Source organism: Aliamphritea ceti, assembly GCF_024347215.1.
Lineage (GTDB): Bacteria > Pseudomonadota > Gammaproteobacteria > Pseudomonadales > Balneatricaceae > Amphritea > Amphritea ceti.
Genome location: NZ_AP025282.1, coordinates 4877647 through 4891774 on the forward strand (window position 1 = coordinate 4877647; position 14128 = coordinate 4891774).

At 49.0% G+C, this 14128-nt stretch carries 18 protein-coding genes; 8 read left to right on the forward strand and 10 right to left on the reverse strand.

From position 1 onward, the window contains the following. The first annotated feature begins 22 nt into the window (after positions 1–22). Positions 23–811: an SDR family NAD(P)-dependent oxidoreductase gene (locus OCU49_RS22130; protein WP_261842682.1), complete on the forward strand. Its 789-nt coding sequence runs from the start codon at positions 23–25 to the stop codon at positions 809–811. A 93-nt stretch (positions 812–904) separates the two neighbouring features. Here OCU49_RS22130 and OCU49_RS22135 read toward each other — a convergent pair whose 3' ends face one another. Beyond that, a complete protein-coding gene (locus tag OCU49_RS22135) occupies positions 905–1435 on the reverse strand; it encodes a peroxiredoxin-like family protein (RefSeq protein WP_261842683.1) in 531 nt (176 codons plus the stop codon). A 162-nt stretch (positions 1436–1597) separates the two neighbouring features. On the opposite strand from OCU49_RS22135, the gene OCU49_RS22140 reads away from it, so the two are divergent. Continuing rightward, the gene (locus tag OCU49_RS22140) at positions 1598–2437 is read left to right on the forward strand and encodes an AraC family transcriptional regulator (protein WP_261842684.1); all 840 of its coding nucleotides are present in this window, start codon (positions 1598–1600) and stop codon (positions 2435–2437) included. A gap of 177 nt (positions 2438–2614) precedes the next feature. Then, a complete protein-coding gene (locus tag OCU49_RS22145) occupies positions 2615–3286 on the forward strand; it encodes a haloacid dehalogenase type II (protein WP_261842685.1) in 672 nt (223 codons plus the stop codon). A 17-nt stretch (positions 3287–3303) separates the two neighbouring features. Here the strand turns inward: OCU49_RS22145 and OCU49_RS22150 are convergent, their stop codons facing one another. After that, positions 3304–4500 carry a benzoate/H(+) symporter BenE family transporter gene (locus tag OCU49_RS22150; protein WP_261842686.1) on the reverse strand — a complete coding sequence of 399 codons (1197 nt, stop codon included), beginning with the start codon at positions 4498–4500 and terminating at the stop codon, positions 3304–3306. Between the two features lie 122 nt (positions 4501–4622). On the opposite strand from OCU49_RS22150, the gene OCU49_RS22155 reads away from it, so the two are divergent. Then, positions 4623–5183: a helix-turn-helix domain-containing protein gene (locus OCU49_RS22155; RefSeq protein WP_261842687.1), complete on the forward strand. Its 561-nt coding sequence runs from the start codon at positions 4623–4625 to the stop codon at positions 5181–5183. 136 nt (positions 5184–5319) lie between these two features. Here the strand turns inward: OCU49_RS22155 and OCU49_RS22160 are convergent, their stop codons facing one another. Beyond that, the gene (locus OCU49_RS22160) at positions 5320–5844 is read right to left on the reverse strand and encodes a DUF3833 family protein (protein ID WP_261842688.1); all 525 of its coding nucleotides are present in this window, start codon (positions 5842–5844) and stop codon (positions 5320–5322) included. A gap of 87 nt (positions 5845–5931) precedes the next feature. Next, a complete protein-coding gene (locus tag OCU49_RS22165) occupies positions 5932–6687 on the reverse strand; it encodes an SDR family NAD(P)-dependent oxidoreductase (RefSeq protein ID WP_261842689.1) in 756 nt (251 codons plus the stop codon). A gap of 97 nt (positions 6688–6784) precedes the next feature. On the opposite strand from OCU49_RS22165, the gene OCU49_RS22170 reads away from it, so the two are divergent. After that, entirely contained in the window at positions 6785–7156 is a 372-nt protein-coding gene (locus tag OCU49_RS22170; protein WP_261842690.1) for a thiol-disulfide oxidoreductase DCC family protein, read from the forward strand. An 8-nt stretch (positions 7157–7164) separates the two neighbouring features. Here OCU49_RS22170 and OCU49_RS22175 read toward each other — a convergent pair whose 3' ends face one another. Genes OCU49_RS22175 through OCU49_RS22185 form a run of 3 tightly spaced genes read right to left on the reverse strand, consistent with a single transcriptional unit; the run spans position 7165 to position 8647 of the window. Further along, complete coding sequence (locus OCU49_RS22175; protein WP_261842691.1) at positions 7165–7380, reverse strand: TIGR02450 family Trp-rich protein; 216 nt, start codon at positions 7378–7380, stop codon at positions 7165–7167. A gap of 2 nt (positions 7381–7382) precedes the next feature. Continuing rightward, the gene (locus OCU49_RS22180; RefSeq protein ID WP_261842692.1) at positions 7383–8039 is read right to left on the reverse strand and encodes a ChrR family anti-sigma-E factor; all 657 of its coding nucleotides are present in this window, start codon (positions 8037–8039) and stop codon (positions 7383–7385) included. Further along, a complete protein-coding gene (locus tag OCU49_RS22185) occupies positions 8036–8647 on the reverse strand; it encodes a sigma-70 family RNA polymerase sigma factor (RefSeq protein WP_261842693.1) in 612 nt (203 codons plus the stop codon). Before OCU49_RS22185 ends, OCU49_RS22180 begins: the two co-directional genes overlap by 4 nt. A gap of 205 nt (positions 8648–8852) precedes the next feature. Here OCU49_RS22185 and OCU49_RS22190 point away from each other — a divergent pair, with 205 nt between their 5' ends. The 3 genes from OCU49_RS22190 to OCU49_RS22200 are packed head-to-tail and all read left to right on the forward strand — an operon-like array spanning position 8853 to position 12211. After that, entirely contained in the window at positions 8853–10208 is a 1356-nt protein-coding gene (locus OCU49_RS22190; RefSeq protein ID WP_261842694.1) for an NAD(P)/FAD-dependent oxidoreductase, read from the forward strand. Then, positions 10201–11010 (forward strand): DUF1365 domain-containing protein, encoded by an 810-nt coding sequence (locus OCU49_RS22195; RefSeq protein ID WP_261842695.1) that lies wholly within the window; start codon positions 10201–10203, stop codon positions 11008–11010. The genes OCU49_RS22190 and OCU49_RS22195 overlap by 8 nt, the downstream gene beginning before the upstream one ends. Continuing rightward, positions 10997–12211, forward strand: a complete 1215-nt coding sequence (locus OCU49_RS22200) for an SAM-dependent methyltransferase (protein ID WP_261842696.1) — start codon at positions 10997–10999, stop codon at positions 12209–12211. Before OCU49_RS22195 ends, OCU49_RS22200 begins: the two co-directional genes overlap by 14 nt. A gap of 100 nt (positions 12212–12311) precedes the next feature. On the opposite strand, the gene OCU49_RS22205 is transcribed toward OCU49_RS22200, so the two are convergent. The 3 genes from OCU49_RS22205 to OCU49_RS22215 are packed head-to-tail and all read right to left on the reverse strand — an operon-like array spanning position 12312 to position 14125. After that, positions 12312–12737 carry a nuclear transport factor 2 family protein gene (locus OCU49_RS22205; RefSeq protein ID WP_261842697.1) on the reverse strand — a complete coding sequence of 142 codons (426 nt, stop codon included), beginning with the start codon at positions 12735–12737 and terminating at the stop codon, positions 12312–12314. After that, positions 12734–13519 carry an SDR family NAD(P)-dependent oxidoreductase gene (locus OCU49_RS22210; RefSeq protein WP_261842698.1) on the reverse strand — a complete coding sequence of 262 codons (786 nt, stop codon included), beginning with the start codon at positions 13517–13519 and terminating at the stop codon, positions 12734–12736. The genes OCU49_RS22205 and OCU49_RS22210 overlap by 4 nt, the downstream gene beginning before the upstream one ends. 12 nt (positions 13520–13531) lie before the next feature. After that, a complete protein-coding gene (locus OCU49_RS22215) occupies positions 13532–14125 on the reverse strand; it encodes a DUF3833 domain-containing protein (RefSeq protein ID WP_261842699.1) in 594 nt (197 codons plus the stop codon). Between the last annotated feature and the right edge of the window lie 3 nt (positions 14126–14128).

Below are 14128 nucleotides of genomic sequence, written 5' to 3' on the forward strand. Positions count from 1 at the left end.
TTTCAAGAAAAGGATATTAGACATGTCTGGCAGTTATGATTTTTCCGACAAAACGGTCATTGTCACTGGTGCCAGTCAGGGTATTGGTGCCGCCATTTGTGAACAGTTTCTCACGGCCGGTGCGACAGTCATCCAGGCGTGTCGGAGTAAGCCCGTTAATCATCATTCAAACGCTTACTGGCAACCGACAGACCTGGCAGATCCGGCACAAATCGATGCTCTTTTCGACAGAATAATTAACGACTTCGGCCAGCTGGACGTGCTCATCAATAATGCCGGTGTGCAACTGGCAAAAACTGTTGATATGACCAGCAATGAAGAATGGCAATGGCTCAGCGATATCAACATGCGGGCCCCTTTTATGTGCTGTCGCCGAGCCGTACAGATCATGAAAAAACAGGGTAAGGGAGCAATCGTCAATATCGGCTCAATTGGTGGAATAACCGCCGACCATGAACTAGCTATTTATAATGCCTCTAAAGCCTGGATGCATGGTCTTACCAAAGCAATTGCAACAGATCACGGCAAACAGGGTATCCGCTGTAATGCGGTGTGCCCGACCTGGACTATGACAGAGATGTCGACAGAGTTTTTTGATGCGGAGCCAAACCCAAAGGCAGCCAGACAGGGTGTGTCACGTCGCCATCCGCTGCAGCGATTAGCAAACCCGGATGAAATAGCCCATGCCTGCCTCTGGCTGGCCAGTGATCAGGCAAGCTTCATCAGCGGTCAGTTACTCAGTGTTGACGGTGGTATGACTGCCAGCTCAGCAGTTGATCCGGTGATTGATATCAGCGGTGTACAAAACTGAAGGTAAAAAAAGCCGCCTTAAAAAAGGCGGCCAGGAGGAGAGGATGCTGACGAAAGAAACAAGCTCAGGTAGTTTTTCCGTCAGCGTAGCTGGTTAAACCAGCTCACCACGTGCTGGATAATCCTTTTCCACCACGAAGTTAACAGCACCCAGTACTTCACGGAATAATGGGCGGGCAAATGGCATAGTGCTGATCTGCGCCCAGTACAGGGTGTTATCCGGGCGTACCAGGAATAACCCCGGTTCACTGAATTCTGCAGTCTCTTCAATACCGATTGAAGTTAAACCGCGTCCTGCTGAACGGTGTAAACCCCAGGCCTGAGCCTGCTCTTTTGTTACACCGTAGCCCAGATTAATATTTTTCAGTTCCCAGTCGGCCAGGGCCTGCTCAGTACGGGCCTTATCATCACTGCTCAACGCCAGTACAGACACACCTGCCGCGGCAAAATCACCCGCCAGTTTATCCAGTTCTTTCAAATACTTGGCACACAATGGGCAATGTAAACCCCGGTAAAAAACCAGCATAGTGAAATTAGCCGGCGTCTGATCCGACAAAGACCAGGCACCATTGAGAGTTTCCACATTCAGCGCCGGCACAGCCTGACGGGTCTTAAGCACAACCATTTTATTTCTCCAGAAAACTGCTTTTTCGATACCTGACACTTTACCTCTAAGCAATGTACGATTAGTATGCAATTTGTGCGGTTTTACTATCATTTTGTACTTAGATCAAAAGCTCTGAATGATATCTAACCCGATCTGTTTTCATTACCAGGTAACCAAGTTATGGACCGTCTTTCATCATTGCTACAAACCTTCACGCCTACCGCCAGACAAATAGGCATGCTGGAATACGGTCCGGAGGGTATGTTGTTGCCAGAAGGCTCAAACATCCTCTTTCTTAATCAGGGTGACTTAAGCATCGATGCAGATCCCGATTTACAAATAAAGTGTGGCGACCTGCTATGGATCACTCATGATGAATTCCGCACCTTATCCAGCACCAGTGAAGACCTGCAATTACTGTGCTGTAACATGGATTTTGGCCCCAGCCAGCTAAACCCGGTATTCGATAAACTGCCACCTGTCGTGCAGATTCATGCCGATGACCAGGCCCGTGAAACCCTTAACCCCACACTGCAACTTTTACTTTTAGAAAGCATGCAGCAGCGCTGTGGCCAGGAAACGGTGCTTAACCGGCTTGCCGAAGTATTGCTGGTACACATGCTGCGTTTTCTGATGAAAAACCAGTTATTAGAATATGGCGTGATTGCCGGCTTGTCTGATATCCGCCTCGCGCGAGCAATTACAGCCATGCATAATCAGCCAGAACAGCGCTGGAGCGTAGAGACACTGGCCAACGAAGCAGGCATGTCACGAACTGCATTTAATCAGCACTTCAGAGATACTGTCGGCTGCCCGCCGGGAGAATATCTGACCCGCTGGCGGATGCGACTGGCTTGCCAACTGCTGGAAAACAACCATCTCAGCATAGGCCAGATCGTCGATCAGCTGGGCTACCTCAGCGACACAGCCTTCTTCCGCGCATTTCGCAAAGCAGTCGGTGTATCACCGGGTCAGTATCGTCAGAAGGCCATCGCAAACCAGGGTATCGCTTTACAATGAATTACTACACCTAAGGTCTATACAGAGGTTACCTGTTTCTGATCTATATTAGAGCTGAAACGGCTACCTGCTATAAGGCTTATAAGCAGCTCACTTACTATACAAAGTGACGCCCGAAGGTAAGCTGAAACAACTGCAGACCAAGAAATCAGCAAATTACCTCAGAGGCAGATATTCATGGCGACACTGGCATTCGATGTTTACGGTACGCTTATTGATACTCAGGGAGTTGTATCACTGCTGGAGCAGATGATTGGTGGGCAAGCCCAACAATTCTCCCGCCACTGGCGGGAAAAGCAACTGGAGTATAGTTTCCGTCGCGGTCTGATGCAGGACTACCAACCGTTCAGTATCTGCACCCGGGATGCACTGCAGTTTACTGATACCCTGATGGCCACTGAACTTAGCACAGAGCAGCAACAACAGCTGTTACAGTCTTACGGTACATTGCCCGCATTCAGCGACGCCCAGCCCGCATTAGATGCATTACAACAGGCAGGGCATCAGCTATACGCCTTTTCCAATGGTCAGGCTGAAGCCGTTGACCAACTACTCCGGCACGCAGATATCCGGGATTATTTTCAAAGCATCGTCAGTGTGGATGCTGTACACAGCTTTAAACCTTCACCCAGTGTCTATCAGCACTTCTTGCATCAAAGCCGCAGCCACAGTAACAAAACCTGGCTGATTTCCGGCAATCCTTTTGATATCACCGGAGCACGCCACGCCGGCTGGCACGCTGCCTGGATCCGCCGGGACCCAGACCAACCCTTCGATCCATGGGAGCAACAGCCCGATATCACACTCTCAGGGCTGGAAGCACTCCACGCACACTTAAAACCAGCCTAACAAATTCATTGCTGCCGTTAGCTTTTAGGAGCAGTATTCGCCGCTGCCCTGGTTACCGGCTGCCAGAGCTTACGACTGTGATATGCAAGTAATCCCAGTAACAACCCCCAGAAGGCACTGCTAACCCCCAGTAAACTGACACCCGATGCAGTCAGCAGAAACGTCAGCATAGCAGCCTCCCGGTGCGCTGCTTCAGTAAATGCAGCGCTCAGGCTGTTAGCAATCGTCGATAACAACGCAAGACCCGCAATACACATAATCAGCGCCTGTGGAAAAGCTGCAAATAAAGCCGCAACTGTGGCACCGAACACACCGGCAAACACATAAAACACACCTGCCCAGACAGAGCTTCTGTAGCGTTGTTCAGCATCCGGATCAGCTTCTTCACTCATACAGATCGCCGCTGTAATCGCTGCCAGGCAGAATGAAAAACCCCCAAACGGCGCCAGTAATACCCCCGTCAGGCCGGTAGTGGATATCAGAGGGGAAATGGGAGTGTCATATCCATTCGCCCGGATAACTGCAACGCCCGGCACATTCTGTGAAGCCATCGTTACCACAAACAAGGGAATGCCGACGCCTATAAGCGCAGACCAGCTGAACTCAGGCATGATGAACAGAGGTACAGCCAACTCGAAGTCCACACTTTGCCATGCAAGTTCGCCACCAATCACACAACCGGCAATACCCACACATAACACCAGCGGAATGCAGTAACGCGGCAACACCGGCTTTAACAGCAAATAGCTTCCCAACATTGCGATAACCAGCCACAAACTTGTATCTGCGGCTAAAAATAAGTCCAGTCCAAAATTCAGCAGCACTCCGCCCAGCATGGCCGCCGCCAGACATACAGGCACCTGTCGCATAATCAGGTTGAACCAGCCTGTGAGCCCACATAGCGCAATCAGTCCGGAGCTGAACAGAAACACACCTATTGCCTGCGCCATATCCAGTCCTGCTAATGACGTCACCAACAAAGCAGCACCCGGTGTCGACCAGGCGGTGACAACGGGCTTTTTGTAATACAGAGACAAGCCAATGCTGGTAGCCCCCATACCAATTCCCAGCGCCCACAACCAGGAACTGAGTTCAGCGGCTGACGCCCCTGCTGCTGCCGCTGCCTGAAACACAATCACTGCCGAACTTGTATAGCCCACCAGCACCACGACAAACCCTGTGGATATATGGGAAAGATTTAACCATTGCCGCATTTTTGCTCTGCTCCATTACCTGCCCAAATTGTGCGTTATAGCGCACAACGTAGACAAGCCTATCACTTGTACGTTATAACGCACAAGAAAATATTATTTGCTCAATAATCTGGAAAAGATACATGCAGGAAATCAGTGCCTACCTTGCCACAGCCCTGAAACAGGCGCGTAAAGATCAGGGCCTCAGTCTGGATAAAGCCGCAGCAGCAACCGGCGTCAGTAAGGCAATGCTAGGTCAGATAGAGCGTCAGGAATCCAGCCCGACACTGGCGACTTTGTGGAAAATAGCCAGCGGGCTGCACGTCAGTATGTCGAGCTTACAAGGACCCGCATTAAACCCTGAAGAAAACCGTCCCCGTAACGCCGCAGAACTGCGCGAACAACCGACACAAGACCGGGTACTGGTAGCCTCACTGTTTCCATTTGATCCGGCACTGGGATTTGAAATGTTTGAGCTGACACTCCTGCCAGAATACGAACGCTATGCTGAACCTCATGAACCCGGTGTCATAGAACATGTGATCGTCATTGAAGGTAGCATCGAAATTTTTACAGATAATCAATGGCATTTACTCAGCAAAGGCGATGCACTGAGATTCGCTGCAGATAAACCTCATGGATATCGTAATTTGCAAGATTGTTCCGGGGTTTTCCACAACCTGATTCACTATCCAAAGCGCTGATTGTCCACTGTTACTCTGTCATTGGTTGTTCCCTGACCAACATCCGCAATCCACCGAGTGATAAGGGACTCAGCCATTGGTGCGCAGACTGCTAACAAACTTACCCACAGAATTCGGGGATGATTCCAAGGCCTTATTACTGCTTTGAAAAAAAGATACTTACCGTCCCTAAAGTCAGCCCCCATTTACTGACCCGGGCGCGGTTTACCATTACCTTTTCATTCAATAAATACATGCGATCATCAAACTGCACTTTCCAGGCACGCCCCTGTATTTCCAGATTCATGCTATAACGCCAATACAGATAATGGCTTTCCTGCAGCCCACTGGCTGCGCCAAGAATGTCTTCAGCTTCTCCGGAATACACACAGTCACCCTGATCAGTGATCAACCATACCCGCTGACTCTTCTCACCGTCGTCATACTGAAAATCTTCTGTAAGCCGTAACTTCTGTCCATCTATATCGCCCTGAATATAGACTTTAAAACTGCGTCTGAGCTTGCCAAAGCGGTCTTCAAATATCCCGTAAGCCAGCGTCTTGCCCTGAAAATAATTAAAGATATCCAAACGCTGCGGTAACCGGAATTCTGATTCAGCAGATACGCCATGCATGTCAGGCATAGCTGAAGACGTATTAAGGGGGGAAGGTTGATAGTCCATAAATATATCCTGCTGAAAATCACCTTAGGTATACGCCGGCAGAAACAAAACAGATCAGTATCAGCTAGAACAGCTCAACAATTACAATCAGGCACCTACTGGCTGACCATCCCAGGCAAATACCTGTCCGGAATCTTCCGGGCTCAGCTGATCAATCACCTGTAATAAACACGCCGCAGAATACTCGGCTGTGAATAACTTATCGGATGGTACATTACGTTGAAAAGGCTGCGATAAATGACTATCCACTGTGCCGGGATGTAATCCGCATACAATCATCTCAGACCGGGTACGCCGGACTTCAATCGCCATATTTTTTAACAGCATATTAAGAGCCGCTTTACTTGCACGGTAGCTATACCAGCCGCCTAAACGATTATCTGAAATACTGCCAACCCGGGCAGACAATGCCGCAAATACACTTCGACGTCTGGGATGAAACAACGGCAGAAAATACCGGGCAACCAACATAGGTACTAATGCATTTACCTGCATTAACTGCAAAAAGTTATTCCCGCTAATTTCTTCCAGACGCTTTTCAGGTTGCAACTGACCATGATGCAGTAACCCGGTTGTTACCAGCACCATATCTAACGGCGTATCAATATCAGCCACCGCATCAGCTAACGCCTGTTCATTCAGAGGGTCAAGTACACGGGAGATGACCTTCTCAGGATACTCAGTGTCAAAAGAGTTCTCCCGTTGGCGGGAAAAGGCATACACTTTATCTACTCCGGCAAGCGCAGAAAGGGTACTCACTATGGCTCCGCCAAGCGCGCCATTAGCACCAATTACTGCTACATTCATACCTTGTGTAAAGCTCTTCAGCTCAATAGGATTCATTGTTAAACTCCTCTTATTTGCTCTCAGAGAGAGTGAACCGGAATTCCCGATAGCCCGTATACTGGAATTAATCTGACCTGTTAAGAAGGTTCAACACGTGCGTAAACCTAAGGTGTTTTTTGACGGTAGCTGTCCCTTGTGTCGTAAAGAAATACGACATTACCAAAGACTGGATAAAGCCCATCGGCTGGAATGGCTGGATCTGCACAATGCAGAGCAGACTTTACAGGCATACGACATCAGCCAGCGTCAGGCCATGCAGTTATTACACGTGATTGATAATCAAAATATATCCCGGACCGGTGTAGCGGCTTTCATCGTTATCTGGGATAACCTGCCAGGATACCGGCATCTGGCCACAACTGTTCGGCTATTACACTTAGAGCCGTTAATGCAATCGCTATATCTTCACTTTGCCCGCTGGCGCTTTACCCGCCGCTGTAACGATGGCTGCTCAACAGAGCTATAACCAAAGACTTATTTCCAGCCCTGCTGCCAATGTTCACTGTTTTTTAGCTCACGCCAGTCAATGTTGTAATCATGGCCATTAATAACCGCCTGCAAAATGCAGCCGGTTATCAATTCTGCATCATCGCGAATCAACTCTGTCACCATAAAGTGTCGTTCTTTGTTTTGCGGCAATACTGCCGTCCACTTACTCAGTAACAGTTTGTTCGGATTCAATGGACGCATGCTCAGAACCCGGTAACAGGCTGGACCAGACGTCCCAGCAAGCTGGTAAATTTCAGAGGAGCATCAGTAGCAATCAGACAAATACAGTCGGTATTGCTGTCCACCAGCGGCTGATGTTCAACCTGCTCATCGAGATCAGCCACATCACCTCTGGCAAAACGGCCGATTTCATCACAGAAGGACCCTTCAAGAACCAGTGTCAGCTCATTTCCTTCATGAGTATGCGGTAATAGATTTTTTCCCGGCGCAATTCGCATCAGACGGGAGACGCCACCAGACTGACAGTCCAGATCGTAATAACTGATACCTGAAACAATTCTCTTCCAGGGAACCTTATCCAGATCACAACCCAGATAATCCCCTAACGGAGCAGGTAAACGGCTATCAGACTGTGGCTTTGGAGCAACCGGAAGTTCAGCAGGCGCTGCAGCCGGTGAATCCAGCATCGCCAACATATTATTTAAAACATCGTCAGACAGTTCTGCCGGTTTCAGATCTTCCAGCAAGGAACCGCCGATAGCTTCCTGCGCATTGGCTCTTTCCCGGCAATGCGGGCACATAGATAAATGACAGGCGACAACCAAAGCCATGCCCTGAGACAGAGAGCCTGCGGCATAACTCAGCAAAGTTGCCTCATCAAGATGGTGACGGATATTCATGCGTCTCTCCAGGCTGCTTTAATCTTTTCACAGGCAAGGCGTATTCGGGATTTCACACTGCCCAGAGGTATACCCAGACGTTCAGCAATTTCCCCGTGGGCCCTGCCCTCGTAGAATGACATATAAATCACCTGAGCCTGATTCTCCGGTAAAGTTTCAATAATCGCACCAAGATGGCCGCTGATAACCAGCTGTTCGCCGGCATCTTCAACGGTTTCATCTGGCTGATCAAAAGTTTCATCAAATGAATATTCCGGATACTTTTGCTTTCGCATCCAGTCGATACTCTGATTCCGTGCCAGGGTAAATATCCAGGTACTTGCAGCTGCTTTGTCTCGCTTGTACATATGCGCTTTTCGCCACATCAGTAGCATAGTTTCCTGCATCAGCTCTTCAGCGACGCTTTCAACCAGCCCAAGACGTAAAATATATGCCTTAACCCGCGGTGCAAAATGCCCAAAAAGGCTGACAAACAGCTTTTTATCCTGCTGTTTACCCAGCTCTGCCAGCAACTCGCTCCAGTCTGTTACCGAAGCAGTTCCCGGGGCATCTGCGGTTTTTAATGCAACAACATTATTCACAGTATCATCCGGTTGCTCGTGATTCATATACCCTTCTACGCAGCCAATATTGGTTTAGATCAGTTGTAATTAAAAATAGCTCAAACTGACAGATGTAGTACGAATCTTCCCCATTTTGAAGCTAAAATATCTAAAACAATTAATAAGATAGCTCAATTTCATGCAGACAGCGTGATCTAATTTAATCGCAGCAGCGTAGATATGAACAACACAGCGCAAAACGGACAGAGCCATGAATGTGACTGCTATCAAACCGAAAAAAATTGCCGTTATTGGCGCCGGTATTTCCGGCCTGAGCTGCGCATGGTTATTAAACAGGCAGCATCAGGTTACCCTATATGAAAAGGATGACCGCCTCGGTGGCCATGCCAATACAATAGGTTTTGACCTGCAAGGCCAGAACATTGATGTCGACACCGGCTTCATCGTCTACAACCCGGTAAATTACCCAAACCTTGTCGCCTTTTTCGATTACCTGCAGGTCCCTAACTGCGAAACAGATATGTCATTCGCAGTCTCGGTGAACCAGGGCCAACTGGAATACTCAGGATCCGGCCTGGCAGGATTATTTGCCCAGAAGCGTAATCTTATCCGTCCGGCATTCTGGCGAATGCTGAAAGACTTAAATCACTTCTATCGCCACGCAGGGCAAATACAGCAAGACGCACAGACCCGACAACTAAGCTTGCGGGAGTTACTGGCTGAGCTGGGCTATAGCGACAGTTTTATCTATCAACATTTACTACCAATGGGCGCGGCTATCTGGTCAACGCCGGTTGAACTGATGCTGGATTACCCTGCTGCCAGTTTCATGCGATTCTGCGAAAACCATGGTTTATTACAAGTAAAAGATCGTCCTCAGTGGCGCACTGTTATCGGTGGCAGCCAGGCATATGTCAGCCGAGTTGCCGCTGATCTCGAGGATATCCGCCTCAACAGCCGTATACACCGCATTATCCGTCAGCCAGGTGGTGTTATTGTTGAAGATCTGCACGGTGGGCAGGAACAATATGACGACGTCGTACTGGCGTGTCACTCAAATCAGGCGCTGGCGATGCTGGATTCACCCAGCTCAGCTGAACAAAACCTGCTGGGGAATATGCCTTATCAGAGAAACCAGGCCTATTTACACCTTGATACCAACCTGATGCCTAAACGCAGGGCCGTTTGGTCAAGCTGGAACTATCTCGCAGAAGGTGAACAACACCAGCAACAGGTCGCGGTAACTTACTGGATGAATCAGCTACAGCCGCTGAATACCGAAACGCCGGTGCTGGTATCGCTGAATCCGCCAACCGCACCAGCCCAGAGCAGCATTATCCACAGTCAGTTTTATGACCATCCGGTATTTAATCAGCAAGCCCTAGAGTCACAACAGAAACTCTGGCAGTTACAGGGACAGCAGAACACCTGGTTCTGCGGTGCGTATTTTGGTTACGGCTTCCATGAAGACGGTTTGCAGGCAGGACTGGCAGTCGCCGAGCAACTAGGCGGCAGTCACCGCCCCTGGATAGTCCCCGACGCAAACAGTCGCATATTCACAACAGCAGCTAAACAAGCTGTACGTGAGGTCCTGCAGCATGGCTGAATCTCATACGCAAGCGCTGCAATCAGGCATTTATGTTGGCAAAGTCATGCACCAGAGGCTGCAGCCTAAACAACATGGTTTCATGTACCGGACTTTTTCACTCTGTGTTGATCTGGATGAACTCTCCATGCTGAATAAGCTGCGACTGTTATCGATTAACCGCTTCAACCTGCTGGCCTTTTATGAACGGGATCACGGCGCCAATAGCCAAGGGCTACGTCAGCACATCAGCGATCTGCTCAGCAAACGTGGCTATAAACATGCCAGCGCCCGGATTAAGCTGCTCTGCTATCCACGTATTCTCGGTTATGTATTTAACCCGCTAAGTGTGTATTTCTGTTACGACAAAGACGATCAGTTACAGGTGATTCTTTACGAAGTCACCAACACCTTTAAGCAACGGCACACTTACCTGATTCCGGCAGATAACACTTCCCGCTTAGAGCACAGCTGTAATAAACAGATGTACGTCAGCCCTTTTATGCCACTGGATACACGGTATAGCTTTACCATTCAGCCGCCAGCCAAGGCTGTCAGTATTGGTATTCGTCAATACGATCAACATCAGCAACTACTCTTCAAAGCCACTTTTGCAGGTCAGCACACCAGTATTACTGATACGGCATTATTCAGACTTTTTATTAGCCACCCTCTGATGACACTTAAAGTAATGATTGGCATTCATTGGGAAGCCTTCCAACTGTGGCGTAAGAAGCTCCAGCTACAGCCCAGAGAAAAAGGCCACAGAAACAGTATCAGCTGGTATGACAAAAACGGAGATTTCCATAATGAAAGCTTATGAATGCGAACACCCGACGAAAGCCGTCTGCTGGCAGGACAAGCTGTTCCTCCGTTATATGCAGGGTTTAAGTAATCAGTTACAGGGACAGCTAAGACTACAACTGCCATCCGGTTTCAGATGCAACTTAGGCAATCAGAGTGAGCCCATCGCAACACTTAAACTGCACAGCTGGTCAGCACTGAAAAGTCTGTTTTTCGGCAACATAACGGGCTGGGCACAAGCTTACATAAAACAACAGTGGGACAGCAGTGATCTGACCGCGCTTATCAATTGGGCAATCGCCAACGAAAGCATCCTCGATAACATGACCCGGGGCAGCTGGATCAATACATTACTCGACAATCTGTATCACTTACGTCGGGATAACAGCCGTACCGGCAGCCGGGAAAATATCGCTGCCCATTATGATCTTGGTAACGATTTCTACGCGCCCTGGCTGGACAGCACCATGAGTTACTCAGCAGCAATGTTCCAGCATCCGAACGAAGATCTGGCGCAGGCCCAGCACAACAAATACCAACGTATTCTGGAACTGCTCAATGCTCAGGCCAACGATCATATTCTCGAAATAGGCTGCGGCTGGGGAGGCTTTGCGGAGCAGGCCAGTTGTGAAAATGCACTGAGAATTCACGGTGTGACTCTCTCAACTGAACAACTGAGCTGGGCAAAGCAACGCATTACCAACGCAGGTAAACAGGATGAGGTGCACCTTAGTCTCACAGACTATCGTGATCTTAATATCCAGTACGATGGCATCGTCTCTATTGAGATGTTTGAGGCTGTCGGCGAAAAACACTGGGACGAATACTTCCAGGTATTACGTAAGAGCCTTAAGCCTGGTGGTAAAGCGGTTTTACAAGTGATCACTATCGATGATCAGCGCTTTCACACCTACCGTAAACAAGCTGATTTTATCCAGCGCTATATTTTCCCTGGCGGCATGTTGCCCAGCCGGGAAGCACTGCACAATAAATTTGCTGAACAGGGCTTTCAGTTACAGCATGAAGAATTCTTTGGCCTGGATTACGCCCGTACACTGAACATCTGGCGGCAAAATTTTGAACAGCAATGGCCAGCAATTAGCCAGCACGGGTTTGATGAAGATTTCCGGCGCTTATGGCGCTATTACCTGACGTACTGTGAAGGTGGGTTTATTTCAGGCAGCATCGACGTTGGCCTGTTTGTGATCACCCCAGAGTAGACCAGAATCTATTCTAAAAACTGAAGCTGGCTAAGAATGAAGGCTTACTAGTTAAAAGAATAAGGGTTCGAACTGATCAGGATCTAAACCTGATAAAGGTTTAAGGCTGAGAAGGCAGTGCCAGTTTCTGACGGATTCGCCGGATAATACGCCCAAGTACAGGCAGCCGCTGAAATAACAAACTGGCATCCCAAAAATCCGCATGTAAGCAAACCCGGCCTTCGCTATCCAGTTCAATCCTGCTGACACCGTCAACTGACAACTTTCCGGTTAAACGACTCTGCCCTGTGAAGGTCCAGTAAATAAAGCCACCCTGCCCGGTTTCGGCCAACTGATGAACTTCAAAACCCACGTCATCCAGACGGCTATACATATCCACAAAGATATCCAGAAATGCGCGTTGTCCGGTTACCCGGTTAAAAGGATCGGAAAACTCAGCATCCGCACTCAATAAAAACGCCAGATCATTAACAGTATCCGGCGTAAGTTCACTGAGAGCCTGTGCATAACGGGCTAATGGTGTCATCGGGTATCACTCCGGGTAAGTTTCGTCACCGCTTTAAAATACCAGCTATAGGGTAATAAACGCAGCAATTTCAGCCAGATAACAAAACGCCCCGGAAAACTTACCTCAAAGCGCGACTGCTGCAGGCCGGCAATGATTGCTTTGGCAGCATCTTCAGGTTCCATTAGCGCAGGCATCGCAAACTCATTCTTATCAGTTAAAGGTGTGCGTACGAATCCTGGATTAATCACCTGTATTTTCACTCCACTGCCTGACAGATCAAGATACAGAGACTCACATAGATTAATCAGTGCTGCTTTACCTGCGCCATACGCGGCTGCCGTGGGCAACCCACGATAGCCCGCAACAGAAGCCATCACCGCAATCTGTCCCTGCTTCTGCTTAATGTATTGTTCAAGAAGCGGTTCAAGACAATTCAACGTGCCGTAAAGATTCACATCAAGTAACGCCTGGCAACGCGATGCTTTGAAGGCTTCAACTGGAAAGGGGTCATGCGTACCGGCATTGAGGATGGCCAAATTTGGTAATGTGCCGGCATGTTGCCAGCGCTGAAAACAACTCTGAATCTGTATTGGCTGGCTGATATCCACAGGTTCGATAAACAACTTACCCGGCGCATCCACCAGTGAAAGCTGCAAAGCCTCAAGCTGCGCTTCAGATCGGGCAGACGCAATGACATCCACACCTGCCAGACATAACTCTCTTGCCAGCGCTGCTCCGATGCCACGTCCGGCACCCGTCACCCATACCCGCTTCCATGGCAAACTTTGCTGATCACTCATAAGACTCTCCGTCTATAGCTGGCAGGACTTATCTGCCGGGGGTAATGCCTGCTCGCTGATCCGACTGATATGCAGCGTTATTTCCCCCACATCCAGCCCCAGCTTGCTCATCTGTGTTCGGTTTATCAGATTGCTTTCATCAATCAGATACAACCAGTCATCCAGTGCCAGTTGCCATTCACTGTCACCGACCGGTACTTTAAGTACATAACGCCAGTGCAAAGTATTTCCTGCCACCCGGCCACGGGCTTCACCAACCACATCCGCAGCCGTACCTATGTAATTGTCACCGTCTTTACGCAAACGCCAGCAACGGCTCTGAATCTCGCCGTCGGAAAAGTAAAAGCGCTCATCCAGAACACCTTCATCGCCTTGCCAATAACCGTTGATGTCTGCGGCGAAACGGCGTGTCACCTGACCACGATAATTCTGTACTATTCCGCTAGCTTTGAGCTGTCCGCTAAAAAACTTTGCCAGCTCCAGCTTCGGCGTGTTATTCCGATAAGCATCCAGCGGCACAGCACAGCCCTGTAAAATAGCTGCCAATCCCAGCAAAATAAGAATACAAATAGTTAATGTACGGTAGCTTCGTGTTGCTCTGCTCATGAT

What these genes read in the sequence shown, in the direction of transcription:
- OCU49_RS22135 (WP_261842683.1), bottom strand. Translation starts at nt 1,435, where the DNA reads ATGGTTGTGCTTAAGACCCGTCAGGCTGTGCCGGCGCTGAATGTGGAA.
- OCU49_RS22140 (WP_261842684.1), top strand. Translation starts at nt 1,598, where the DNA reads ATGGACCGTCTTTCATCATTGCTACAAACCTTCACGCCTACCGCCAGA.
- OCU49_RS22210 (WP_261842698.1), bottom strand. Translation starts at nt 13,519, where the DNA reads ATGAGTGATCAGCAAAGTTTGCCATGGAAGCGGGTATGGGTGACGGGT.
- OCU49_RS22185 (WP_261842693.1), bottom strand. Translation starts at nt 8,647, where the DNA reads ATGAATCACGAGCAACCGGATGATACTGTGAATAATGTTGTTGCATTA.
- OCU49_RS22205 (WP_261842697.1), bottom strand. Translation starts at nt 12,737, where the DNA reads ATGACACCATTAGCCCGTTATGCACAGGCTCTCAGTGAACTTACGCCG.
- OCU49_RS22155 (WP_261842687.1), top strand. Translation starts at nt 4,623, where the DNA reads ATGCAGGAAATCAGTGCCTACCTTGCCACAGCCCTGAAACAGGCGCGT.
- OCU49_RS22175 (WP_261842691.1), bottom strand. Translation starts at nt 7,380, where the DNA reads ATGCGTCCATTGAATCCGAACAAACTGTTACTGAGTAAGTGGACGGCA.
- OCU49_RS22215 (WP_261842699.1), bottom strand. Translation starts at nt 14,125, where the DNA reads ATGAGCAGAGCAACACGAAGCTACCGTACATTAACTATTTGTATTCTT.
- OCU49_RS22195 (WP_261842695.1), top strand. Translation starts at nt 10,201, where the DNA reads ATGGCTGAATCTCATACGCAAGCGCTGCAATCAGGCATTTATGTTGGC.
- OCU49_RS22145 (WP_261842685.1), top strand. Translation starts at nt 2,615, where the DNA reads ATGGCGACACTGGCATTCGATGTTTACGGTACGCTTATTGATACTCAG.
- OCU49_RS22190 (WP_261842694.1), top strand. Translation starts at nt 8,853, where the DNA reads ATGAATGTGACTGCTATCAAACCGAAAAAAATTGCCGTTATTGGCGCC.
- OCU49_RS22200 (WP_261842696.1), top strand. Translation starts at nt 10,997, where the DNA reads ATGAAAGCTTATGAATGCGAACACCCGACGAAAGCCGTCTGCTGGCAG.
- OCU49_RS22150 (WP_261842686.1), bottom strand. Translation starts at nt 4,500, where the DNA reads ATGCGGCAATGGTTAAATCTTTCCCATATATCCACAGGGTTTGTCGTG.
- OCU49_RS22130 (WP_261842682.1), top strand. Translation starts at nt 23, where the DNA reads ATGTCTGGCAGTTATGATTTTTCCGACAAAACGGTCATTGTCACTGGT.
- OCU49_RS22165 (WP_261842689.1), bottom strand. Translation starts at nt 6,687, where the DNA reads ATGAATCCTATTGAGCTGAAGAGCTTTACACAAGGTATGAATGTAGCA.
- OCU49_RS22160 (WP_261842688.1), bottom strand. Translation starts at nt 5,844, where the DNA reads ATGGACTATCAACCTTCCCCCCTTAATACGTCTTCAGCTATGCCTGAC.
- OCU49_RS22180 (WP_261842692.1), bottom strand. Translation starts at nt 8,039, where the DNA reads ATGAATATCCGTCACCATCTTGATGAGGCAACTTTGCTGAGTTATGCC.